25 protein-coding genes are annotated in these 24,841 nt (G+C 40.8%); 5 read left to right on the top strand and 20 right to left on the bottom strand.

Annotated elements, in window-relative coordinates; genetic code table 11:
• Window positions 1-9: 9 nt before the first annotated feature.
• The 3 genes from AAEY98_RS08235 to sodB form a co-directional block, all read right to left on the bottom strand.
• Window positions 10-1,275 carry a YeaH/YhbH family protein gene (locus AAEY98_RS08235; RefSeq protein WP_182743670.1) on the bottom strand — a complete coding sequence of 422 codons (1,266 nt, stop codon included), beginning with the start codon at window positions 1,273-1,275 and terminating at the stop codon, window positions 10-12.
• A 64-nt stretch (window positions 1,276-1,339) separates the two neighbouring features.
• Entirely contained in the window at window positions 1,340-3,274 is a 1,935-nt protein-coding gene (locus AAEY98_RS08230) for a PrkA family serine protein kinase (protein ID WP_182743669.1), read from the bottom strand.
• A 296-nt stretch (window positions 3,275-3,570) separates the two neighbouring features.
• Window positions 3,571-4,155, bottom strand: coding sequence for a superoxide dismutase [Fe] (gene sodB, locus AAEY98_RS08225; RefSeq protein WP_011637213.1), 585 nt, complete (start codon window positions 4,153-4,155; stop codon window positions 3,571-3,573).
• A gap of 234 nt (window positions 4,156-4,389) precedes the next feature.
• Between sodB and grxD the strand changes: the two genes are divergently transcribed.
• A complete protein-coding gene (gene grxD / locus AAEY98_RS08220; RefSeq protein WP_101087590.1) occupies window positions 4,390-4,731 on the top strand; it encodes a Grx4 family monothiol glutaredoxin in 342 nt (113 codons plus the stop codon).
• A gap of 123 nt (window positions 4,732-4,854) precedes the next feature.
• On the opposite strand, the gene AAEY98_RS08215 is transcribed toward grxD, so the two are convergent.
• Entirely contained in the window at window positions 4,855-6,084 is a 1,230-nt protein-coding gene (locus AAEY98_RS08215) for a uracil-xanthine permease family protein (RefSeq protein WP_351016245.1), read from the bottom strand.
• 238 nt (window positions 6,085-6,322) lie between these two features.
• Here AAEY98_RS08215 and AAEY98_RS08210 point away from each other — a divergent pair, with 238 nt between their 5' ends.
• Together AAEY98_RS08210 and hda are read left to right on the top strand one after the other, a co-directional pair.
• A complete protein-coding gene (locus AAEY98_RS08210) occupies window positions 6,323-7,420 on the top strand; it encodes a DUF2066 domain-containing protein (RefSeq protein WP_335692172.1) in 1,098 nt (365 codons plus the stop codon).
• A 154-nt stretch (window positions 7,421-7,574) separates the two neighbouring features.
• Window positions 7,575-8,285 carry a DnaA inactivator Hda gene (gene hda, locus AAEY98_RS08205; RefSeq protein ID WP_059745344.1) on the top strand — a complete coding sequence of 237 codons (711 nt, stop codon included), beginning with the start codon at window positions 7,575-7,577 and terminating at the stop codon, window positions 8,283-8,285.
• Window positions 8,286-8,398: 113 nt separating this feature from the next.
• Here the strand turns inward: hda and AAEY98_RS08200 are convergent, their stop codons facing one another.
• The 4 genes from AAEY98_RS08200 to bepA all read right to left on the bottom strand — a co-directional run bounded on the left by AAEY98_RS08200 (window position 8,399) and on the right by bepA (window position 12,775).
• Window positions 8,399-10,348: a hypothetical protein gene (locus AAEY98_RS08200; protein ID WP_351016241.1), complete on the bottom strand. Its 1,950-nt coding sequence runs from the start codon at window positions 10,346-10,348 to the stop codon at window positions 8,399-8,401.
• Between the two features lie 150 nt (window positions 10,349-10,498).
• Window positions 10,499-10,876, bottom strand: coding sequence for a DUF2069 domain-containing protein (locus AAEY98_RS08195; protein WP_011637219.1), 378 nt, complete (start codon window positions 10,874-10,876; stop codon window positions 10,499-10,501).
• A gap of 11 nt (window positions 10,877-10,887) precedes the next feature.
• Window positions 10,888-11,244 carry an arsenate reductase (glutaredoxin) gene (gene arsC / locus AAEY98_RS08190; RefSeq protein ID WP_351016238.1) on the bottom strand — a complete coding sequence of 119 codons (357 nt, stop codon included), beginning with the start codon at window positions 11,242-11,244 and terminating at the stop codon, window positions 10,888-10,890.
• A 97-nt stretch (window positions 11,245-11,341) separates the two neighbouring features.
• A complete protein-coding gene (gene bepA / locus AAEY98_RS08185; protein ID WP_242445180.1) occupies window positions 11,342-12,775 on the bottom strand; it encodes a beta-barrel assembly-enhancing protease in 1,434 nt (477 codons plus the stop codon).
• A 163-nt stretch (window positions 12,776-12,938) separates the two neighbouring features.
• Between bepA and AAEY98_RS08180 the strand changes: the two genes are divergently transcribed.
• Both AAEY98_RS08180 and AAEY98_RS08175 read left to right on the top strand, forming a co-directional pair.
• On the top strand, window positions 12,939-13,160 hold the full coding sequence (locus AAEY98_RS08180) for a sulfurtransferase TusA family protein (RefSeq protein ID WP_162022940.1): 222 nt from the start codon (window positions 12,939-12,941) through the stop codon (window positions 13,158-13,160).
• 25 nt (window positions 13,161-13,185) lie between these two features.
• Window positions 13,186-14,268, top strand: a complete 1,083-nt coding sequence (locus AAEY98_RS08175; protein WP_101087597.1) for an AI-2E family transporter — start codon at window positions 13,186-13,188, stop codon at window positions 14,266-14,268.
• A 259-nt stretch (window positions 14,269-14,527) separates the two neighbouring features.
• Here the strand turns inward: AAEY98_RS08175 and AAEY98_RS08170 are convergent, their stop codons facing one another.
• From AAEY98_RS08170 to AAEY98_RS08115, 12 genes are all read right to left on the bottom strand, one after another.
• Entirely contained in the window at window positions 14,528-14,770 is a 243-nt protein-coding gene (locus AAEY98_RS08170; RefSeq protein WP_182743665.1) for a DUF2897 family protein, read from the bottom strand.
• Window positions 14,771-14,845: 75 nt separating this feature from the next.
• The gene (gene kdsB, locus AAEY98_RS08165) at window positions 14,846-15,583 is read right to left on the bottom strand and encodes an 8-amino-3,8-dideoxy-manno-octulosonate cytidylyltransferase KdsB (RefSeq protein ID WP_101087599.1); all 738 of its coding nucleotides are present in this window, start codon (window positions 15,581-15,583) and stop codon (window positions 14,846-14,848) included.
• Window positions 15,584-15,671: 88 nt separating this feature from the next.
• Complete coding sequence (kdnB, locus tag AAEY98_RS08160; RefSeq protein ID WP_101087600.1) at window positions 15,672-16,742, bottom strand: 3-deoxy-alpha-D-manno-octulosonate 8-oxidase KdnB; 1,071 nt, start codon at window positions 16,740-16,742, stop codon at window positions 15,672-15,674.
• Window positions 16,743-16,813: 71 nt separating this feature from the next.
• Window positions 16,814-17,998: an 8-amino-3,8-dideoxy-alpha-D-manno-octulosonate transaminase KdnA gene (gene kdnA / locus AAEY98_RS08155; RefSeq protein WP_011637227.1), complete on the bottom strand. Its 1,185-nt coding sequence runs from the start codon at window positions 17,996-17,998 to the stop codon at window positions 16,814-16,816.
• 169 nt (window positions 17,999-18,167) lie between these two features.
• Window positions 18,168-18,782: a carbonate dehydratase gene (gene can, locus AAEY98_RS08150; protein ID WP_101087601.1), complete on the bottom strand. Its 615-nt coding sequence runs from the start codon at window positions 18,780-18,782 to the stop codon at window positions 18,168-18,170.
• 109 nt (window positions 18,783-18,891) lie between these two features.
• Window positions 18,892-19,740, bottom strand: a complete 849-nt coding sequence (locus AAEY98_RS08145) for an alpha/beta fold hydrolase (protein WP_182743663.1) — start codon at window positions 19,738-19,740, stop codon at window positions 18,892-18,894.
• A gap of 35 nt (window positions 19,741-19,775) precedes the next feature.
• Window positions 19,776-20,486 (bottom strand): D-alanyl-D-alanine carboxypeptidase family protein, encoded by a 711-nt coding sequence (locus AAEY98_RS08140; protein ID WP_192116076.1) that lies wholly within the window; start codon window positions 20,484-20,486, stop codon window positions 19,776-19,778.
• Window positions 20,477-21,610 (bottom strand): succinyl-diaminopimelate desuccinylase, encoded by a 1,134-nt coding sequence (gene dapE, locus AAEY98_RS08135; protein WP_194956173.1) that lies wholly within the window; start codon window positions 21,608-21,610, stop codon window positions 20,477-20,479. Before dapE ends, AAEY98_RS08140 begins: the two co-directional genes overlap by 10 nt.
• Complete coding sequence (locus AAEY98_RS08130) at window positions 21,610-21,951, bottom strand: ArsC family reductase (protein ID WP_101087605.1); 342 nt, start codon at window positions 21,949-21,951, stop codon at window positions 21,610-21,612. Before AAEY98_RS08130 ends, dapE begins: the two co-directional genes overlap by 1 nt.
• Window positions 21,952-22,226: 275 nt before the next feature.
• Complete coding sequence (gene crr, locus AAEY98_RS08125) at window positions 22,227-22,736, bottom strand: PTS glucose transporter subunit IIA (protein ID WP_101087606.1); 510 nt, start codon at window positions 22,734-22,736, stop codon at window positions 22,227-22,229.
• 81 nt (window positions 22,737-22,817) lie between these two features.
• Window positions 22,818-24,539 carry a phosphoenolpyruvate--protein phosphotransferase gene (gene ptsP / locus AAEY98_RS08120; protein WP_101087607.1) on the bottom strand — a complete coding sequence of 574 codons (1,722 nt, stop codon included), beginning with the start codon at window positions 24,537-24,539 and terminating at the stop codon, window positions 22,818-22,820.
• Between the two features lie 12 nt (window positions 24,540-24,551).
• Window positions 24,552-24,809: an HPr family phosphocarrier protein gene (locus AAEY98_RS08115; RefSeq protein ID WP_041413537.1), complete on the bottom strand. Its 258-nt coding sequence runs from the start codon at window positions 24,807-24,809 to the stop codon at window positions 24,552-24,554.
• Window positions 24,810-24,841 lie beyond the last annotated feature (32 nt).

Genomic DNA, 24,841 nt, shown 5'->3' with positions numbered 1-24,841 from the left:
GATAGCCTCCTATATAGCTTGTTTTTTAAAGAGTTCACGGAAAACGGGATAGATATCTTCAACTTGGTGAATATGCTGTACCGCAATGTTGTCAAACTGCTGTTGTAACTGTTCATATTGATGCCACAAGGTTTGATGAGCCCGATGACTGATTTCGATGTAACTGAAATAGCGTACTTTGGGCAGAATATGTTTTGCTAATATTTCATGGCAAGTGGGGGAGTCGTCGGACCAATTATCGCCATCAGAAGCTTGAGCTGCATAGATATTCCATTCATTTTCAGGGTAACGAGCTTGTTGTATTTCATGCATCAGTTTTAATGCGCTTGATACTATGGTTCCGCCGGTTTCTTGTGAGTAAAAAAATTCGTGTTCATCGACTTCTTTTGCCTGTGTATGGTGGCGAATATATACTACCTCGAGGTTCTGATAACTGCGGGTCAGAAATAGATACAATAGAATATAAAAACGTTTAGCCATATCTTTGGTAGCTTGATCCATCGAACCTGACACATCCATTAAACAAAACATCACCGCTTGACTAGAAGGGACTTCGCGTTTCGCATAGTTGTTATAGCGTAAATCAAAGGTATCGATAAATGGTACTTTAGCGATTTGCTGCTTGAGCACTGTTATTTGCTCTTTGATGGCTATAATCCGCTCGGCTTGAGCGCCAGGAGTATCTTCTAAAACCGCAAGTTCGGCTTCCAATGCCTGTAGTGCTTTCTTTTTCCCGCCGCTCATGGCGATGCGTCTAGCGAGTGATGAACGCAGTGATCTGACAATATTGATATTGGCGGGTACGCCATCATTGGTGAAGCCTGCGCGATAGGTTTGATATTCAACCAATTTATTAAGGCGATTATTCTGTAAGTTTGGCAGTTCGAGATCTTCAAACAACAATGCTAAATATTCATCTTTTGAAATAGTAAATACAAAATCGTCGTCACCTTCGCCACTATTTGAGGCATCGCCTTGACCTGCACCGCCTTGGCCACCTTTAGGCCGTTGAATTTGGTCGCCACGATTAAATTGATCATTGCCAGGATGAACTCTGTCCCTTATTCCACCTTGTCCTTGCCTAAAAACGGGCTCACTGAGATCCCGTTTGGGAATACTAATCTGTTCACCTTTATCAATATCCGTAACACTTCGGCGTGTTACCGCATCACCGACAGCTTTTTTGATTTGTTTTTTATAGCGTTCAATAAAACGCTGCCGATTAACAGTGCTTTTTCCTTTTGCGTTGAGTCGTCTATCAATAAAATTTGCCATACGTCGCTCCCAAGTCTGATTTTTGGTAGCGCCCTGGTCAGCGGCGCTACCAATTATTGGGTGTCTACGATGATTTACGCACTCGTAAATACCATTCTGACAATAGTCTGACTTGTTTTTTGGTGTAGCCTTTTTCCATCATGCGATTAACAAAATCATCATGCTTACGCTGATCGTCATTCGATGTTTTGCCGTTAAACGAAATAACGGGCAGCAAATCTTCTGTGTTGGAAAACATTTTTTTCTCAATCACGATGCGTAATTTCTCATAGCTAGTCCACAGAGGATTATTACCTTCATTATTGGCTCGAGCACGTAAGACGAAGTTAACAATTTCATTGCGGAAATCTTTTGGATTACTGATCCCCGCTGGTTTTTCAATTTTCTCCAATTCAGCATTTAAGGCACCACGATCAAAAAGTTGTCCTGTTTCTGGGTCGCGATATTCTTGATCTTGGATCCAAAAATCAGCATAGGTAACATAACGGTCGAAAATATTTTGTCCGTATTCAGAATACGACTCAAGGTAAGCGGTTTGGATCTCTTTACCGATAAACTCAACATACTTAGGGATTAAATAACCTTTAAGAAACTCTAAATATTTCTCACTTATATCGTTAGGAAATTGTTCTTGTTCAATTTGCTTTTCCAGTACATAAAATAAGTGGACTGGGTTTGCGGCGATTTCTGCACTGTCAAAATTGAATACTCGTGACAAAATCTTAAATGCAAATCGGGTCGATAGCCCTTGCATGCCTTCATCTACGCCAGCATAGTCACGATATTCTTGGTAGGATTTTGCTTTGGGATCGGTGTCTTTTAAGCTTTCACCGTTATAGACGCGCATTTTAGAATAAATAGACGAGTTTTCGGGCACTTTTAAACGCGATAACACGCTAAATTGTGCCAAGGTTTCTAAGGTCCCAGGAGCACAAGATGCAGTGGATAATTCAGAATTAGCCAATAATTTTTGATAAATTTCCATTTCTTCAGATACCCGCAAACAATAGGGCACTTTGACAATATAGACGCGATCTAAAAACGCTTCGTTATTTTTATTATTCCTAAACGCGGACCATTCTGACTCATTAGAATGGGCCAAAATAATACCGTTATACGGCAAGGCCGATAAGCCTTCAGTACCGTTGTAATTGCCTTCCTGAGTCGCAGTCAATAATGGATGAAGTACCTTAATGGGGGCTTTAAACATTTCAACAAACTCCATCAACCCTTGGTTTGCACGACATAACGCACCTGAGTAAGCATAAGCATCGGCATCATCTTGTGAAAAATGTTCTAACTGACGAATATCAACTTTACCCACCAAAGCAGAAATATCTTGGTTATTTTCATCTCCGGGTTCTGTTTTAGCAATACCGATTTGATCGAGCACCGATGGATACACTTTTACGACTCTAAATTTTGAGATATCACCACCATACTGGTGTAAACGTTTTACTGTCCATGGTGACATAATCGTTTTGATATAACGACTTGGTATGTTGTATTCGTTTTTGAGTAGTTCACTGTCTTCTTCAGGATCAAACAGACAAAATGGGTGGTCGTTGACAGGACTACGAACGCCATCGGCAGTTAATATGTAAATCGGCACTTGTTGCATTAATGCTTTGAGTTTTTCGGCCAGCGATGATTTACCGCCACCGACAGGGCCTAAGAGATATAATATTTGCTTTGACTCTTCTAAGCCTTGAGCAGAATGTTTCAAGTAGGCCACGATTTGTTCAATCGCATCTTCCATGCCATAGAAATCTTTAAATGCGGGATACTGTGCAATAACACGATTAGAAAAAATCCGACTTAAAATTGGATTTTTTGCTGTGTCAATAATCTGCGGTTCACCAATGGCCATGAGTAACCGTTCGGCAGCAGACACATAGGCACTTCTGTCTTGTTTACAGATATCGAGAAATTGCTCTAAGGTATATTCTTCGTCACGTTTTTTTTCATAGCGTTGTTGATAATGCTCAAAAATGCCCATAGTAACCCCCTCAAACGTACAGTTGTATGGCGTAAAAAGCCTGAGTGATGAATGCGATGGTCAAGAATGTAATGTTAAATCTGTTAGCGCAATATTAGGCTTTACGACTAAAGTGTAGGACAGGGTAAATAACTTGGCGAAGTTTTAATGAAAAATAAATCAAATAAAAACAATAACAAACAGTAGCATTTGCAATAGTTGCAAACATAGTCTGATGATAGGCAGCGTACTTTAGGCGGATAAAATGACAAAAAAAGGAGCCAGAAGGCTCCTTTAGTTTTTGCAGTTAATCGAAATTAAGCAGCAAAATTCTTATTAACAAATTCCCAGTTAACAAGCTGCCAGAAGTGAGCTAAATATTCTGGACGTGCGTTACGGTAATCAACGTAGTAAGCATGTTCCCATACATCTACAGTTAATAGAATCGTAACAGACTCATCTGTTAACGGTGTAGCAGCATTGCTAGTGTTAACAATCGCTAATGAACCATCAGCTTTTTTCACTAACCATGTCCAAGCGCTACCAAAGTTATTTACTGCAGAATCAGTAAATTTAGCTTTGAATTCTTCAAAAGAACCAAAAGAAGCATTGATAGCAGCAGCGATATCGCCAGTTGCTTCGCCGCCAGCATTAGGTGCTAAGCAGTTCCAGTAAAAAGTGTGGTTCCAAACTTGAGCCGCGTTGTTGAACATACCGCCAGTTGAAGTTTTAACAACTTCTTCTAGTGTTTTGCCCGCAAACTCAGTTCCTTCAACTAAACCGTTTAGTTTAACCACATATGTGTTGTGATGCTTACCATAATGGAACTCAATGGTTTCTTGAGAAATGTGTGGTTCAAGTGCGTTCTTTGCATAAGGTAATGCTGGTAATTCGAAGGCCATTAGTATCTCTCCATGGATTCAGGTTATCGTTTTGTTTACCCATCAGGTAACATTGCTCTATTGCTATTGTACTGATTATTTTTGTGATGTGAATCATTGTTTAGGGAATTATGTGGATTGCAGTAATCGATTTTATGGATTTTAGATAAACCCTACAAACTGTGGCATTTTGTTCTTAGTCTAGGTGTCGTACAATAGACATTATGTATTCAGTCGTCGTACTTAGGAAATCAAATGGAAACTGTAGAAAAGATTAAACAGCAAATTACCGAAAACCCAATTATTGTGTACATGAAAGGTTCACCTAAATTACCAAGCTGTGGATTTTCATCTCAAGTTGCTCAAGTGATGATCAACTGTGGTGAACAATTTGCGTTCGTAGATATTTTACAGCATCCAGATATTCGTGCTGAATTACCAAAATTTGCTAACTGGCCAACATTCCCACAATTATGGGTAGAAGGCGAGTTAATTGGTGGCTGTGACATTATCACTGAAATGTTCCAAAAAGGTGAACTTCAACCAATTATTAAAGCAACTGCTGATAAATTCCGTACAGAAGACGCAGCAGAGTAATTGCAGATGATTGAGTGTTTACGCACTCAAAAAAAGCCCCAAAGCGAAAGGCTGTTGGGGCTTTTTATTATTTTTCAAAACATGTACTTACAAAGCAGTGCTTCTGCATGCGGTTACAGAAAGTTACTTTTCAACCTGTGGCTTTTTCACGGCAGGTAAAATCAAGTTCATCAAAATAGCAACAATACCGCACAAACTTATCCCCGTTAAGCTAAACGAGCCAATACCAAACGCCATTCCGCCAATACCAAACACCAACGTTACCCCGACAATACTCAGATTACGAGGTTCAGATAAATCGACTTGATGACGAATTAAGGTATTTAATCCAACAGCTGCAATCGAGCCAAATAATAAGCACATAATACCGCCCATTACCGGTACAGGTATGGTTTGCATCATGGCACCCAATTTACCGACAAAAGCTAGGGTTATCGCAGTGATGGCTGTCCAGGTCATGATCCGTGGATCAAAACTTTTGGTCAGTGTAACCGCACCGGTTACTTCACTGTAAGTGGTATTAGGCGGACCGCCCAATGCCGACGCTGCTATCGTAGCAATACCATCGCCAGTAAGGGTACGATGTAAACCAGGCTTTTTAAAATAGTCTTTACCCGTCACGTTAGAAATGGCCAAAATATCGCCGATATGTTCAACCGCTGGTGCAATGGCAACTGGGATCATAAATAGAATCGCATGCCAGTTAAATTCTGGGGCGACAAAGTTTGGCATGGCTAACCAATCCGCTTGAGTAACTGGGGTGAAATCGACAACACCAAAGGCTAAGCTCACACCATAGCCAACCAATATACCCGCCAGAATAGGCATTAGTCGGACCAATCCTTTAGCAAAAATCGCTACGATTATGGTGGTCATTAATGCCGAAAGTGAAATCGTTAGCGCGACATTTTGCTCTACGATGATGAAGCTTCCATCACCACTTTTACCTAATGCCATATTGACGGCTACAGGCGCTAAGCCTAAGCCAATGATCATAATGACTGGGCCGACAACAACCGGAGGTAATAAAGTATGTATAAATCCAGTGCCACGAAGTTTTACTGTTAATCCAAGTAGCATATACACCACGCCAGCAGCCATTAAACCGCCCATGGTGGCAGGAATACCCCATGTTTGTACGCCATATAAAATGGGCGCAATAAAGGCAAAGGAAGAAGCGAGGAATACAGGTACTTGACGTTTAGTGACTAATTGAAACAGTAGGGTACCGAAACCGGCTGTAAATAATGCGACACTGGTGTCTAAACCCGTTAATAACGGCATTAGCACGAGTGCCCCAAAAGCGACAAATAGCATTTGTGCGCCTTGAAGCGGAATTAACACGCGTTTCATATTGTTCTCCATCATTATTTAGAAAGTTAGCGTGTGATTAAACGGCGCGAATTGTCACATAAAAGCGATAATATGCATAACAACTTTGAGGACGCTGTAGCGATTATTGTTATTTGATATGGCTACAATACTGGGTCAATTTGGCGGCAGTAAAAAAGAGTTTTCGTTATCCATTACTCGATAGAATTTTATTATGATATAATTTGTTCACTTATATTTGCTGCGTTTATGTTATCAGATGCTGAAAAAACTAATTAATCTCATTACGTTACCACTAATTGCGTTAACCTCGATTACGCTTGTACATGCTGCTGAAGTGAGCAAGCTTGATGAAGCCGATATTACGGTAGCTTCACGCGCAAACGATGTGAAAAATAACGCCCTTAAAGAGGCATTAGCTGCCGTTTTCTTAAAAAACTCTGGTCTGCCGAGTGTAGTATTAAACCCATTGGTAAAAGACCAAATTAATAACCCAGAAGTCATTTTGACTCAATATGGTTATTATGAGAAAAATGGCGAACTCATGCTCAAAGCCAGCTTTGACCATCAACGGGTTATTTCAACGTTACGTCAAGCCGGTTTACCTGTTTGGGGCAGTCAACGACCATTAACCCTGTTATGGATGTCGGTTGATGAAAATAATGAACCGTCTATTTTAGCTGATGCTTCTTCAGCCGATATTCGATCAGAGTTGGCTCAAGAGTCTAATAATAAAGGCATTCCGTTATTGCTGCCGATTATGGATTTGGATGATGTGATGCAAGTGAGTATCACTGATGTACGTGGAATGTTTACTGATGTGTTAGCTAATGCATCTACCCGTTATCAAGCTGATTACTTCGCTATTGCCAATTTGGATACTCAAAGCAGTAACGTTCATTTCACCATCAAATTATTTGATAAAAATAGAACTAATGGTGTACTACAGCCGTTAATTTCACAACAGGGTGAAGCGACGGATTATCAACAAGCCACGAAGCGAATGATGAACATTCTGGCCGATTATTATATTAGCCAGTTTGCCATAGCCTCGACAGGCAGTGATGTAGCTACCCAGGTCAGCTTTACTGGGTTAAACAACATGACTCAAGTGGTACATATTGAAACCTATCTTCGTCAGCTTAGTGCGGTGAAATCCCTGAAACTTAGTCACTTTAAGGGTGAAGCAGCCACTTATACGATAGAATTGTTTAGCAGTGTAGATGACTTGCAACGATTGCTTAATATTGATAGTCGGTTATCAAAATTAGATACCGTTGGCAGTGTGGAGTCATTTTATGAGTCTAAGGCCGACAATTCTACGCCTAAATTACTTTATCAATGGTTGGGCCAATAAGTATTATCAAAAGGTGCGCTGTACACTTTAATTGTACAGCGTGAAATGCTATACCGAGGTGATCTTTATGTGCAGGATTCTTGCTGATACTCGCATAATTGACGGATTTAGGTATAATAACGTTAGTTAGTTTATGATTTTGAGACCTATCTGAGTGACACAAAACTCACCAAGACAATTATCTTTACCCGTTTATCTACCTGACGATGAAACCTTTCAGAGTTATTATCCTGCTTCGGGTAATGATGAGTTGATCCAGAAACTTCAAGCTAGCGCTGAAGGCAATCTAGCGTCTTCTTTGTATGTATATGGCCCAGAAAAATCAGGCCGCACGCATTTAATGCATGCAGCTTGTGCCCTTGCCAATGACCTAGAACGCCGTACTCTCTATATCCCATTAGGCATTCATGCGAGTATTTCACCGGCATTATTTGAGGGCCTAGAATCTCTGGAATTGATTTGTATTGATGATATAGAAGCCATAGCGGGTCATCCTGTATGGGAAGAAGCTATTTTTCATCTATATAATCGTATAGCTGAGCAACAAGATTGCCGTTTAATAGTTAGCGGAAAGGCATCACCTTCTGAAACGGGGTTTTTATTGCCAGATTTGGTTTCTCGTATGCAATGGGGATTAATCTATCAATTACAACCAATGGCAGACGATGAAAAGCTCGTGGCCTTGCAGCGCCGAGCGGCAATGCGTGGTTTGCAGTTGTCTGATGAAGTAGGGCGCTTTTTACTGACGCGAATGGCGCGTGATTTACGCACCTTGTTTGATGTACTCGATAAACTCGATAAAGCTTCTATGGTACATCAGCGTAAACTGACTATTCCGTTTATAAAAGAGATGTTGAGACTTTAATACCTTAGGTTTTAATTCTTTAGGCAAAAATTATCGTCATCAGTCTACGCAATTATATAATAAAAAACGCCAAATGAATTCATTTGGCGTTTTTTATTGTGTGAGTCAATGGTTTATTGCTTCACGTGATCACTGCCACTAAATTGCAATGGTCTAGTCTCAGCAGTGTTTTTTTCAGTTTGTGATGAGATTTTCTGTGGTGATTTTGATGGATCAGTTGTTAGCACCAAGTTTTGTGCCCAGGTTTGGCCTTTAACTAACGCTACTGGTGCAGGTAAACCGTCCATCACTTGGCTAACATCAACTTCAGGCAGTATTTGGCTCAAGACGTAGCTAGCGCGATCGTATAACTCAGGTTGACCGACTCGGCCGCGTTGGCCCCATTCAACCACAATCGTCGAGCTCGTCTCAATTTCTGGTTTGTCAGTAATGGCGATATCACGCAAAATACCATATCGATGGCTCATCATCACTTCTTCAAACAACATGGCAACATCTTCTCGTGTTGATGAATAGGCATAATCATCGTTGGCGAGGTCACTTGAGAAAAATAGCGCTACATCACTTGGAGTATAGGCTTTTTGGGTGTTATTTGCAGATTCACCGGCATAATTTACTTTTGCAAGACCATACATCTCATTACTGGTTAATGGATAGCGTATATTGAGTTGAGCTGATGTCATGGCATTCGATTCATCACGACGCTGATATTCGTCTATTAAGGTAGGTCCTTGAATATTGGCATGCATGCTTTGTGGATAAAAATCATTTGCATGAGCCAGCTCATGATAGAGCAAATCAGCTAAATCATAAGACATGCTGTCAATCGTGCGGTTGATGCGATTACCTTTTTCTATGTATTCACTTGCATAAGCATTATCTTTAACATAACGATAGGGAGATAAATAATTCAGGTCTTCACCAAAGTTGCTGCGATAATCAGGGGTTTCATTAATTGTATCTCGCTGAGCAGTAGTCAACCACAGGTATTCAGGGTCAAGATATATTGCTCCAATAAAACCAGCATAAAAGGCTGGTCTGATATCGTAACTGATGACCACAGCCGTCACTGATTGCAACAATTCTACAAAGTCATTATGTGTTTGTGCGCGTAAATAGGCTTCAAAGTTTGCCCCCATCCAGTCGTGCGACACAAGTACTCTGTCCATAATAGTATCAATCGGATCTGGCTTAGTATCTTGGCTAATAAAGGGCAGCTCGTTAAGAATATTACATTGATTGACTAGTTGGTTCGAGTAAACACAATAGGCCAGATTATTAGCATAAGGTGAGTTAGGCTTGTAAGGGTGCATTCGTGCAATGGGGTAGCTGAAGTAGGCGTCCGATGGGGCGTTTTTTTCTTTGGTTACGAGTAAATTGACGTCATCACTAATGGTTTGGCCATCAAATGTGGCAGTGGCTTTAAGACTGAATAATTGATCGGTATCGACGTTTGGCGCAACAAAAAGTGGCCTATTTATGTCACTCAAATCCACGTTGGTAAAGGCTTTATTATTAGCACTCGGATACATGCACCAACTAATATTTTCAGGTACTTGGCCGTTTATATTCTGTATACGTAAACTCGCATCAGTTCTATTCACCATTTGATGATCGCTTTTAATGCGTAAAATATTGTCATTAGAATCGGCAGTAATTGATATCGTTTCTTCAATGTTGATATTACCGCCAGAGACAGTCACCTTAAAAGCGTAATCTTGGTTACTTGTGGGTGTGAATGCTAACACTTGGCTATTAACTGCAGCTAGTTCAAGACTGGGTCCTGATATCTGCTGCCACAAAAATGATTTGCCAATAGTGTCTTGTTCATTAAGGTTGGCAATAATGCTGCCAGGCTTGTCTTTGGCATAATGCTGTTCAAGGGTAAAAGTCAATTGAGAGTTTGTGTCGGTAATTGAATAAGTTAAACTTTCACTGCAGATTTCGAAAGTGGATGAGGTAGGCACACCTTGATCGTTATTGTCTGAATCTCCTCCGCAGGCGCTAACGAATATGGCACTGGCTAAAAGGCTATAGATCCCTAAATTTTGCGATAACTTCATTAAGCGACTCCATGTCTATTTTATTATTATTTAACAATACATTTTTATAACATCTTGTTTGCAAAATAATGTAGCACGCTGTTTTGGTTAAATGCAACTAACAAAAAAGCGCCCGAAGGCGCTTAGTGAGGCAACAAAAATGAAGTTTGTTTATTGTTGTTCAGACTTTTTCTTCAACCCTAATCCCAGTTCTCGGCCGCGTTTACGAGCATAGAATGGAAAACTCACCAACAAGACACAAATCAATACCGATTCAATCAGTGCAAATACCAGCGCATCAGTGGTGACATAAGCAAGGGTTAAGCCATGTAATAAGTATACACACAGAATAAAACTGGCCCATGCATATGTATATGGGTTACCGGTTAAGATGCCTTTAAGCGGAAACAATAAAGGTACTATCCATATTAAGCTGAATCCTAGCGAGTAGGTGCCATTCATGCCTTGTTGAATAAACCAGCCGCTGAGCAGCAGGAGTAATGCAAGGTAACCAATTCGACTTAGTTGAAACAAGGTTTGTGAAGTCATTATTTTACTCGTTAAAGAATAGACAAAACATTTTCTGGTGGACGACCAATGGCAGCTTTGTTGTTGGCTAGCACGATAGGACGTTCAATTAATTTAGGTGTAGCTATCATTGCAGCGATGAGCTGATCTTCCGATAACGATGCGTCAGCCAAATTTTGAGCTTTATATTCGTCTTCTTTAGTGCGCATAAGCTGGCGAGCTGTTAAACCAAGTTGTTGCAAAATAATCTGAATTTCAGCGGCTGAAGGTGGCGTCTTTAAGTATTCAACGACAGTGACATCTACTGCATTAGCTTGCAACAATGCGAGCGTCTCACGGCTTTTTGAACAGCGAGGGTTATGGTATATCGTTGTTTTGGTGGTTGTCATTGTCATAGTCCGTCATTAAAAAATGGCAAACAATAAGTAGATTTATTGTTTGCCATTATTCTATCAAAGAATAGCTTGTAAGGTTAGATTATCGCGGCTATTTTAATTCTTCCATTGCCCTATCTGCTTGTCTGAATTGTCTTATTCTTGCTTCAATTCGTGCCATTTGTAGGTTTTGGCCATCAGAATAGCGATATGCATAATTGAGTTGGTCAATTGCACCTTTGTAGTTAGCCGATAAGGCCATGAGTTCAGCATTGCTATAATACTCAAGCGCTTTATTGTCTAGCTTACGATATGCATCAGCCATAATTTGATACGGCAGCATACTTTGCTTATCGAAAAATATCAGTTCTTCTAACAGCGGGATAGCTTTTTTAGGCTGATCTGCCTGAACATAAATATTGGCTAAGTTAGCGTTGACCACTTGTGAGGTCGGTTTTAATTTCCGTTGAGCTTCTAATAATGCTATTGCACCTGCAAAATCTTTTTTCTGATCTAATAAATCTGTTTTGGTGTCGATGTAGAACAGATTATTGTCATCTTGTTTTAGTAAATCATCAATGATCACTTCAGCTTGTGCAAATTTTTCTAAACGGAAAAGTGCTAACGCTTTGCCATAGAGCGCGGCCTGTTTAAACGAATACTCGTTCTTTTTGAGTTGTTGATCAAACAAAGATAACGCGGCATCATCACTAAAACTTGAAAAGCGTACTTGGATACGCGCTTTAGCTAGCTGAAAGTTAAGGCTGTTAGGGACATTACTTTTAGGGTACTGAGCCGCGCGGTTACGTGCCTCGGTAATACGTGATTCTGGCAATGGATGCGTCAGCAACATTTGTGGTGGTGTTGTGGTAAAACGATAACGAATTGCCAGTTGACCAAAAAATGTAGCGGCAGCATTAGGATCAAATCCGGCATCGACAAGAATTTGCATTCCAATACGATCAGCTTCTTTTTCATGTAAGCGGGTATAGTTAATTTTAGATTGTGTTGCTAAGGCCTGAGTGGTTGCTAAGGCTGCCATACCGGCTTGTGGTGCAGCAATCGTTAATAAAATAGCCCCTAACATTCCCACAATTGTGGCAGTTGAGCTTTTTTGTTGTGCCTCAAGAGATCGTGCTAAATGGCGTTGAGTGACGTGGGTAATTTCGTGGGCTAATACCGATGCAAGTTCACTTTCGTTGTCGGCATTTAAAAATAACCCCGTATGTACGCCAACATGACCACCAAAAAACGCAAACGCGTTGATTTCATCATTGCGGAGTAAAAAGAAATAAAATGGTGTCTTTACCCCCGTGGCATTAGCAACAAGCTTGTTACCCAGTTCAGATAAATATTGGGTTAACACTGGATCACTGAGTACCGGTGCCGATGAACGAATAACGCGCATATAAGCGTCTCCGTAGACAGTTTCTTTTTCTAAACTAAAAGTATTGACTGCTGCGGTACCAAGATCAGGAAGATCATTATTGGCAAAACTGTGGCCAATACTGGCAGCAAAAAGCACACTAATAGCGCTAGCAGCCAGTGATTTTGAAAAGGTCGATAATGATAATTTACTCAAGCGGAACCTTTAATGATGATTGAATCGAAAAATTAAGCTTAACCAGCAAGTTTGCTTAAGTTACATTGCTTGTGGTTTATTGTCCAAGCTAGGATAATAGCCCTAGATTGTTTAAAGCAAGTTGATAATGATTTTAATTGATTTAACACCCTATGTTTGTCCTTATCCTTTAGTAAAAGTGAAACTTTTACTAAAGCAGATGGATGTGGATGAAAAATTACATGTACTCTTATCTGACCCTGGTTCACGCCGAGATGTTCCCTTGTTGATAAAAAAAATGGGTTTTGGTATTGAAATCATTGCTGATCAACCGCATTGTTTGTCATTTATCATCACCAAAACAAATTGATATTGTTTATATAAAAGGTTTTTCAATGCTGGAAATTTTAACTGATTGGTACAAAACCCGTTTTAGTGATCCACAAGCCATAACGTTAATGTTTATCATTATTGGGATTGGTCTTGCATTGTACTTCGGTTCTGGATTGCTTGCGCCTTTGCTGGTTGCTTTGGTGTTAGCGTTTTTACTGGAGTGGCCGGTAGCACAAATGTCGCGACTGGGTATAAGCCGAACCGCTGCGGCAACAATCGTGTTGGTGGTATTTTTAGGGGTGATGATTATTTTGATGTTTGGTTTGGTGCCGAGTATTTGGCGTCAAGGGGTGTCATTGGTTACTGATTTACCCTCAATGATCGATAAGGGCATGCTAATTGTGCGCGAGTTTAGCGCTGATTACCCGCAGTTTGTGAGTGCATCACAACTTGATTCGATGATGGAAGAAATTAATAAGATGCTTGATACACAGCACCTTATTGATTTAGGGAAACAAATTTTAGGTTATTCTGCGTCATTATTAGTATTAATGGTGTACGCCATTTTAGTGCCATTGTTGGTATTTTTCTTTTTAAAAGACAAAGACTTTTTATTAAACGGCAGCAAACGATTTTTCCCGTCTAACCGTGGTCTAGCGAGAAAAGTTTGGTTTGAAATGGACCAACAAATCTTTAATTATATTCGTGGTAAAGTGATTGAAATTGTTATTGTTGGCGTAGCCAGTTATATCTTTTTTGCTATCATGGGGCTGCGTTACTCAGCACTACTAGGTGTATTGACAGGCTTGTCGGTATTGATCCCATATGTTGGCGCTACTTTGGTTACATTGCCGATTGCATTAGTCGCATTTTTTCAATGGGGTTTTAGTGCTGAGTTTGGTTACTTAATGTTAGGTTATGGGATTATTCAGGCGCTAGATGGCAATGTATTGGTACCGCTATTGTTTTCTGATGCGGTTGATTTACACCCGGTTGTGATTATTGCCGCCGTGTTAGTCTTTGGGGGCTTATGGGGCGTTTGGGGAGTCTTTTTTGCCATACCACTAGCATCGCTAGTAAAAGCAGTCATTAATGCTTGGCCTAATAACCAAGAGCAACAACGAGTCACACTTGACAGTGAATAACACTTGCCTGTGGTATTAAAACATCAGTACAGAAACAGAGCCGTTGGATACTTTAAGCTAACCCCATTATGAGGTTAGCTTTATTATTAGCTTAAGTTGCGCCATATAGAGGTTATGACTAATGGAAATACAGATATAAAATAACTGCTAGGCAAATAACAACGATTAAGAACGAGAAGATAGGCCAACATGGGCGTTTTGCTATTTGCAACCCACTAAATTATAGATAGGCTCATTTTATAGATAGGTACATTGAGCATTATAACGTTTTGTCTTTGCTGTCTTTGCTGCCGTTGTCTTTCTCGTCTGAAGGTTCTTCAGTCAGTTTTTGTTCAGATTCTGGTGAACTGGTTTCTTTTTCAGGATTTTGCTCTCGGTCTTTATGTTCACCAAATTGAGGCATTTTAAATTTGGCAGAATATTTCAACACCGCAATGTTACTTGCAATAACGCCGATGACTAAAATGATAATTAGCCAAACTTCATAACCTTCTAGACTCATTGGAAACTCCTTTTAACCTGCAATTTTATAGCTGATGTTGTTAAGACAACACCAGCTATAAGCATATATGTTTGGTTAGTCGACGGCTAAACGTAGTTCACATTTGCGAATATCTTCAGGGGTATCGACTTCTGGAGAGTCAAATGCGCTGATAGCAATTTTAATTTTGTGGCCGTATTCGAGTGCGCGTAGCTGTTCTAATTTTTCGAGATCTTCAAGTCTACCTAAAGGTAACTTAGCAAAGGCATTCACAAAACGCTTAGTGTAGCCATAAACACCTAAATGCTTGTAAACCGGATAGTCATTGGTATCGCGACCAAAGGGGATACGAGAGCGAGAGAAATACAATGCATTATGGTCATTATCAAATACCATTTTAACGTGCATAGGGTCGTCTAATTCTCTTTTATCGACGATTTCAAATCCTAATGTCGCCATTTCGAATTCACCAGGGTGACGTTCAAATAGACTTATGATTTGTTCGATTGAGATAGGATCAATCAGCGGTTGATCGCCTTGTAAATTAATCACTAAATCGTCATCGTTAAGACCAAGCAATGCAATGGCATCATTAATACGGTCGGTACCAGAGGCGGCATCAGGGCTGGTCATTACGACTTTACCACCAAAGGATTCAACGGCATCTTTAATGCGGTCGTCATCTGTAGCAACATAGATGCTATCGAGGCCTTTTGCTAATGATGCACGTTCATAAACGTGTTGGATCATGGGTTTACCATTAATCGGGGCTAGCGGCTTGCCCGGGAAACGGCTTGAACCATAACGTGCCGGGATTAATAGAGTAACTTTCATTAATATGACCTACTTGTGGTTGTGACAATAATATAGACAATAAATAAAAGGGCTCATAAGAGCCCTTTATGACTTAATCTGTCGTTTATTATATACGACGGAATAACTTAGTCAGCATTTCATCGGTAACTTTCTCTTCCCAGCCTTTACCGTACACGTTGTCCCAAAGTGGACCCATGCTCTTAGTCACGGCAACCATCTTAGCGATAGTTTCATCTGGCAAATCTTTACAGATGTTTTTAGGCAGAGTGATGTTATGAATTTTCATCATTTTACGGAATTCAGTCACACCTTCTGGATAGAATTCTTCCAGCACGTCAAAGGCTAAACAGTTACCAATACCGTGGTGATAACCCAGTACATAACCTAAACCGTAAGATACCGCATGACATGCACCGACTTGGCTATAAGCAATGCTCATACCGCCCATGTATGACGCCATCATTAACTTGTCGTCTTTTTCTGCGTGGTCGTCTAAGAACACTTGACGACATAAATCCATTGATTTTTCGGCAAATGCTTTAGCAAACTCGTTGAGGTATGTGCCTTGTAATGATTCTACACAATGGATAAAACAATCCATACCAGTATAGAACCACTGATCAGTCGGAACCCCTGCAATTAATTCAGAGTCCATGATGATTTGATCAAACACGGTGTAATCTGAGTTTAAACCTAGCTTACGAACGGGTCCGCACAATACTGCAGTACGTGATGCTTCAGCACCCGTGCCAGACACTGTTGGAATACCAATATGATGTATTGCAGGATTTTTAATTAAATCCCAACCTTGGTATTCAGAAGAACTACCAGGGTTAGTGAGCATTAGTGATACGGCTTTGGCTAAGTCCATCGTTGAACCGCCGCCTAAACCAACTACGCTCACTGGTAACTTAGTGTTAAATGCGTTAACTTGCGCCGTTAACGCATCAACTTGTTCAGTTGTTGGCTCATCATCTACGTTTACGTAAATCAGTAGGTCGTGCGCTTGAGTTGGCACGCGGTCAGCTAGCGGTTTACCTTGATGTACATCATCGACAAGGAAAACGACAAAATCGTTAGCATCTTGGCGTTCTTGACCTAATACAACATCAAGTTGTACAAATGAACCACGGCCAAAGATCATTTTTGGTACACATTTAAAATTTTTAAAACTCATTACAACAGTCTCCATTGAGATAAGTACTGTAAAAAGTGCTCTGAGCCATCACTGACCGAGAGGCATCAATGCTAGGCAAAAGCGCGTTTGATATTTTCAATACGTTCAGCTATTTGCTCATCAGTCCAAGACAACTTGATCAACATCGAAATCGTTCGGCTCATGATAGCGTCAGATTTAGGTGTCAGCACTTTAGTGTAGTCAGGGCGATCAGCGATTAGCATAATAGGTAATGCGGCAGGTGCTTTAAGTTCTTGGATGTGTTTCCAATTTTTAAGGTAATGCCAGTTGTTAACATACCAGTAAAAACAACCATCAACTTTGTTGGCAGCCAGCTTTTTATTAATTTCTTGAGTGCGTTCTTCTGTTGGCATCATAAATGTTAAGAAGCCTGCAGAATCGCCGTCTGGATCTGGAATTTCACGGAAGGTGATTTCAGCAATAGATGCCATAGCATCTTTAATGGTTTTCTTATTTTTACGCTGAATAGCAATGATTTTATCAAGCTTACGTAATTGTGCTAAACCCATTGCTGCATTCATTTCTGAAATTCGGAAATTCAAACCCATAATTGGGTGTGATTCTGCACCACGATCATTACCAACATGGTCATGACCGTGATCTGAAAACATGTGTGAGTGGTTATAAATTTCGCTATTGTTAGTGACAATCGCGCCACCCTCACCACAGGTGATGGTTTTAACTGAGTCAAATGAATAACAACCTACATCACCGATGGTGCCCAATGCTTGGCCTTTATAACTGCCACCGATGGCTTGACATGCATCTTCTAAAATCACCAAGTTATGCTTTTTACACACCGCTTTGATTTCGTCCATCTTCGCCATAGAACCACACATATGAACAAGGTTAATAGCCTTGGTACGTGGTGTGATGACAGCTTCAATACCTTCTGGAGATAAACATAATGTTTCGTCAATTTCAGCAAAAATAGGTACAGCACCGGCCATAAACACGGCTTCAACAGAGGCTACGAAGGTAAATGGAGGCACAATAACTTCATCGCCAGCACCAATGCCCGCTGCTGCCATTGCAGTTTGTAATGCAGCAGTACCGCTTGATACTAAATGAGCGTGTTTCACGTTCATTTTTTCGCAAAGTAGTTGCTCCATGTCGCGGGTTTTCCAGCGATCATTACGCATATGGTCGAAGTTATAACGGAAGGTAAAACCGTTCTCCATTACGTCAGCAACTTCCTGCTTTTCTTCAGGACCAAATAATTCAAAACCAGGCATGGAAATCATCTCCTAAAAATTCTGCGCATAGTAGCGCTAAATAAACTGGATGATTATAACGTTCTTCAGTGGTGGTTCGCGACTTTTATTGCATATTTTTAATAACAATAAACAAAGGCCTGCTAAATAACAGGCCTATTAAAAGTGTAAATGGAGATAGAAGGCAAGGTTAAGCTAAATTGCGCCCATGAAGACGGTCGATTGTCACGTCTAAATCTGTGAGTAATCCGTTATTAATTCCGTAAATCCAACCATGTATTGCAACATCTTGGCCACGATCCCATGCTTCTTGAACGATGTTGGTCGACACAACATTTGACACTTGTTCCATCACATTAAGCTCACACAGGCGATCAAAACGCCCTTGTTCACTCATCGATTCAAGAGCATCCTCGTGAATACGATAAATGTCACGTAAATGTCCGAGCCAATTGTCAATCAGGCCCAGTCGCTCTTTATTCATTGCCGCACGAACACCACCACAGCCATAATGCCCAACGACCATGATGTGCTTTACTTTTAGTACATCGACAGCATATTGCAGCACTGATAAACAATTTAAATCTGTGTGAATGACCATATTAGCGATGTTACGGTGAACAAACACTTCACCGGGTAATAAGTCGATAATCTGATTAGAAGGCACTCGGCTATCTGAGCAACCAATCCATAAGTATTCTGGGTTTTGTTGTTTTGCCAGTTGCGCAAAAAAGGTAGGATCTTCTTTATTGATCCGTTCAGCCCAACGGCGATTATTATCAAATAATGGTTTAAGAAGTTTCATGAGCGCTCGAATTAGGTCGTTTTTTACCGGTAAGGTATTACAGGTAATATGTCATTTTGTAATGAGTATATCAGCAATGCCGACGGATCTGGTCTATCCATTGAGGTGATTAATTAAAATTAACTTTACTCAAAAAATCAACAAGATGCTGATTAAAAATGGCTGGTTTTTCGATGTTAGCTAAGTGACCAGCTTGTTCAATGTGCAATAATTGACTGCCATCAATACAGTCATGCATTAAATAACTTTCCAGTGCGGTACGCAAATAACCACTTAATCCTACGGCCACCAAAGTCGGTAATGTTAATAACTCAACCGATTCGAGTGTGTCACGTTTGAATATGGCCATATTGGCAAATTTAAGTAACGCAGTAAGTTGGGCGCCAGAGTAAGACGTTAATTCAGCGCTAAATTGTGCAACAATATTAGCTAGATTGGGGTCTTGGTTGACCAATTGCTCAATCTCTTTACTAAAATATAATGTGCTAATGGTTTGTGCAAGGTCTGCTGATATAGCTTGGTCGTTGGCAACTTGAGCCATTAACCCTTGGTATTTAACGCAATTAACTTGCGGTTCAAATCCCACAAAACTGTTTAACATCACCAAGCCATTAATGCGAGCCGGTGCATGTAATATAAGCTCTGCCGCAATTGCACCGCCACTACCATGACCTACGATGGCGGCAGAGTTGATTTCAAGCTTATCCATTAACGTTAATACGTTTTGGGCCACATCTTGTAAATTTTCAACAGATTCTGGGATAGTGGTTGTTTGACCATGGCCCCAAAAGTCGATGGCAATACATCGATACTGTGATGACAGTTGGTCAATTTGCGATCGCCACATAGTGCTATTGGTGAGTAAGCCATGACAAAAAATAACAACAGGTCCATGTCCTTCATCTAAGTAATACAGTGGTTGATTATCAATTTCTATGTGATGCATTAAAGTGGACATAACAAACTCATTCAAAGAGGAAATGCGCGCAAACATTAAGCCGGAGAGGGCGCAACAAAGAAAACATAATGATTAACTAACTCTGTTAGCCGTTCAATTAAGGGTGATTTTAACGATATTTCTGCCGCAGACAACACTTTTGCAAATTCATCTGCGCTAAATTGCTCCAACAACTCATTAGCGACAGGAAAATAGCTCATGTGCCATGGCTCAGGACTAACGCCACTTAAATCAGGTTGATAGGGGAAATAAAATCCAAACTCAGCAGCATGCGAGATAAGCCATTGATGTAGAGAAGCACAAGGGCCATCGGCGGTATATTCTGCAGTGATTAACTGCAGTGCTTGTTTGCTAATGTTATTCGCATCATATATATCGAAATCGGTGCCCCAATGATGCCGAGATGCGCCAGGGAGGGCAGACCATATCAAAATGGTATCAATCAGCTGTTGGGGCGTGAGTGACGTAAACTCAACTGGATTTGAGTCTTGGTCGAGTAATGGTCGCTGACCTGTGGCTTTGGCGTTCCAAATACTCAATTGACGATCGAATGGTCTATATGCCGAACATATTTGTACATTAAACCCCGCAGCAGATGCCGCGTTCTGCAACTGCTGAAATGCAGTTGCAGTGCGTTGTTCAAGCAAAAACTGTCCTACTGAAACTAAATGACGATCGTCTAAACCGTATAGTTTAGCTTGCTCGTTAGGGATATCAATCGAACAAAGCAGTGAGCTTATTTGCACAATAGCTTTTCCAAAATGCGTTCATAGCAATTAGCTAATATTTCTAAGTCGGCCACGTTGACACATTCATTCACTTTATGAATTGTCGCGTTGACTGGGCCTAACTCCAACACTTGTGCGCCAGTTGGTGCGATAAAGCGACCATCTGAGGTACCACCTGAGGTTTGGGGGTCGGTTTCATAACCTGTGACTTCGCGAATCGCTTCCCGTGTTGCATCAAGCAGTGGACCGTCACCCGTTAGAAACGGTAAACCATTAAATATCCAGTTGATATCATAATCTAAGCCATGAGCATCAAGAATACTTACCACCCGTTGGATTAACTCTTCAGCGGTCACTTCGGTTGAGTAACGGAAGTTAAACATCACGGTTAATTCACCGGGGATAACATTAGATGCCCCTGTACCGCCATTTATATTAGCAATTTGGAAACTGGTTGGTGGGAAAAACTCATTACCGTTATCCCAATGCATTTGTGCGAGTTCAGTTAGTGCTGGAACCGCGTTATGAATAGGGTTGTCGGCTAAATGTGGATAGGCAACATGGCCTTGAATTCCGTTAACGGTTAAGTTGCCCGTTAAGCTGCCACGACGACCATTTTTGACGACATCACCCAATTTATGCGTTGATGAAGGTTCGCCAACTAGCGCCCATGTCATTTTTTCATTACGAGCTTCGAGCGTATCAATAACCCGAGTGGTACCGTTAATAAAAGGACCTTCTTCGTCACTGGTAATTAAATAAGCAATAGAGCCGTTGTGGTCTGGATGCTTAGCAACAAAACGTTCAGTCGCGATAATCATCGCGGCTAACGATCCTTTCATGTCTGCTGCACCACGACCATGTAAATAGTTATCAATAATGGTCGGTTCAAACGGAGGAGTATGCCAACGGTTAAGATCACCAGTAGGCACCACATCGGTATGACCTGCAAAGCAGAAAACCGGATCACTGTTCCCTCTTCTTGCCCACATATTGGTGGTGTCTTCAAAAACCATTGGTTCAATGTTAAAACCAATTGCGGCAAGGCGATTGGCCATTAAGGTTTGGCAACCTTCATCCAATGGTGTTACCGATGGACGTGAAATCAGATCTTTTGCTAATTCAACTACATCATTATTCATTATGCGAACCACGCTTGGTATTGAGCTAGGTTAAAACCAACCAGTAATTTATCGTTATTGACGAGAACAGGGCGCTTAATTAATGTTGGATGTTGCACCATTAAGGCAATGGCTTTGTCTTGAGTGATATCCGTTTTATCTGCATCAGATAAACCACGAAAACTGGTGCTACGTTTGTTAAACAAGGTTTCCCAACCTACAACATCAGCCCACTGCGTAACCATGGCTTCATTTAGGCCATCTTCACGGAAGTCGTGAAACGTGTAATCAATTTTTTCGGCTTCAAGCCATTTGCGCGCTTTACGAACGGTATCGCAATTTTTTATGCCGTATAAAGTCAAAAGAATACTCCATTAATGTCGATAGGGGTGTCATGTAGAGGCTTGGCTCTATAGATAAGCCTGAAAAAGTGCCTTATGTAACATTGATATCATTGAATGCATTTAACAACATTGTGGCATTGTGAAGCGGCTTGGACAAGCCGAAGACGGTGTTTTGAAAAGATTTCATAATATGCAACCTACGCTCACTTAAGCTGAAGGTTGCATATTATCGTGGCGTAATAGTTTACGACACGATTGAGTAGAGGTATTAAATAAATCGAACCAATTTGATGTTACATTTGCACCGTAAAAATAATATCTTTACCCGCAATAACGCTGCCTTGGGCCTTATCTAATTGTTTAACGTCTTCCATATTGGCCAGCACTACCGGAGTGAGTAAACTATCAACTTTTCCGCGTAAGTAAGCTAAATCGAAAGACAAAATCGGTTCACCGGCTTTAACTTGCTGACCTTCCTCGGCTAAACGCTTAAAACCATTGCCTCTAAGTTCAACGGTACCAACCCCAAAATGCACAAACAGCTCAAGCCCTTGTGGAGACTCAATACTAAATGCGTGGTTGGTTTCAAAAATTTTACCTATAGTGCCATCAATTGGGGCAACAATAAATTCGCCCTTAGGGTCGATAGCAATCCCATCGCCAACAATTTTTTCAGCAAATACCACGTCGGGTACTTTTTCAATTGCAACAATATCACCCGATACAGGTGCATAAATGGCAATACCACCCGTTAATGGTGGTTGGCCGGAAATAAGTCGTCTAATGCGGCTTAAAAATCCCATAAGAACAAGCCCCTTTTATTAATATTTTTATGCGCTTAATTGTAAACGGCTCTGTCAACTTTACCAACTTTATTCGTGTGATTAATCGCAATCATGTGCAAAAGCGTTAATGGCTTTACGAATTTCAGTAATTCGAGTTAACAAAGCAATGTGTTGTGCATGGCGGACAAATTTTGTGTAATTACCTTTAATCAATGCCACTTTTACGTCTAATAAATTAGCCGGGTTGATACTCAACTCATCAAGCCCAAGTCCGACTAACAAAGGTAAGACGTATGGATCGCTGCCAAGTTCACCACATAAAGAGACTTTAACATTTGCCTGTTTACAGTGGTTTATGGTGATGGAAATTAATTGAATAACAGCAGGTGATAAAGGTGGATATTGTTTGGCTAAATGTGGATTAGTTCTATCGGCCGCTAAAGTATATTGAGTTAAATCATTGGTGCCGATACTGACAAAATCGAGCAGTGGCAGCATGCTGGGTAGGTTCAGTACCGCTGCTGGGGTTTCAACCACAATGCCGTAACTCAGGGTACCAAAACCTTTTTCTTGTTCAATTAATTCTGCTTTGGCACGTTCAATTAATAAAAATGCGGCGTCAAGTTCTTCAACCTGGCTTACCATCGGAAACATTAATCGAACCTGGCCATGATTCGCCGCCCGAAGTATTGCTTTTACCTGGGTGATAAAGGTCTCTGGGTGCGCCAAACTATAGCGAATACCACGAATGCCAAGAGCTGGATTATCTTCGTTACTTTGCGGCAAACAAGGGATCTCTTTATCTGCGCCGATATCAAATGTTCGAATGGTCAGTACGTCACCTTGTAAGCTATGAAGGGCGTCACAATAGAGTTTATATTGTTGCTGCTCATTAGGTAGCGCTTTGGCATTCATCAATAAAAATTCAGTACGAAACAAGCCAATGCCTTGTGCTCCGACTTCGGCTGTATGAGATATTTCACTCAGATTACCCACATTGGCCAGCAAAGTGACCAGATGACCATCATTGGTTTGACTGGGCTTATCTTTATAAATCATTAACGCTTGGCGACGCAGTAACTCTTGTTGTTGTTTTTGCTTTAATTGGTCGAAAAGTTCAGGTGATGGAGCGATATGTAACTCACCAGACATTCCATCTAAAATAAGCTGCGAACCATCTGTAATAGGATCTTCAGATTGTGAAAACTGATAATTGAGTAATGCAGGAATTCCTGCTGCCCGAGCCAAAATGGCAGTATGGCTTGTTAAGCCTCCTGATTCGAGAATAAGTCCAGTAATGTGGGTTAATGGCAATATGGCAAATTCAGCAGGGGTTAAGTCATCAGCGAGTAAAATAGTGTCTTCAGTGAGTGTTGATAAATCCCATTGCAAATGGCCATGCAAAGCACTGGTGAGGCGTTTAGCTAAACAAATTATATCACCGCTACGATTGGCCAAATAAGGGTCGTCTAATGACAACATTTCTGCAGCATGTTGATTAAAAATACGATCAACTGCGACAGCTGCGCAGACTCTAAATTGCTCAATATGTTGATGTAGTTGCTGCTGCAGCTCCTCATCTTCAAGTAACATAATATCGCTATCAATCAGTTGGAAATTATCACAATCTGGGCACAGGTGATGTTGGCAGTGTTGTAAATGTGCAATCAAGTGATGAATTGCCTGGGTTAACTGTTGCTGTTGCTGGTCAATTTGTTCAATAGAAAGCAGTTTAAAATCGAGTGGTGGCAGTTGGGTGGTAATAGTTAATGCTTTACCAAAAGCGATACCTGCAGATACAACGATTCCATTGATTGACATAACGTTGTCCTATTAACTAAGCGTAATCAGCATTGAGGCTATTTTGTCAACGGCTGCTTGGCCGTGTTCACCTGACGCTAACACCGTCACAGACATGCCTTGGTAAAGGCCTAATGTTTGCAACTTAAATAAACTTTTCGCACTGGCTTGTTTTCCATTACATTCGACCATAATGTCGCAATCAAACTCTTTTGCCTCTTTTACCAGTAATGCCGCTGGACGGGTGTGAATACCGTGAGGAGCAACAATGGTGACCGTTTTTTGATACATAAACAACATACTCTGTAATGAATGACAACTAA

The organism is Shewanella sp. AC91-MNA-CIBAN-0169 (assembly GCF_040310165.1).
Taxonomy (GTDB): domain Bacteria; phylum Pseudomonadota; class Gammaproteobacteria; order Enterobacterales; family Shewanellaceae; genus Shewanella.
The sequence above is the reverse complement of the archived record's forward strand: the minus strand, read 5'-3'. Positions and strand labels throughout refer to the sequence as shown.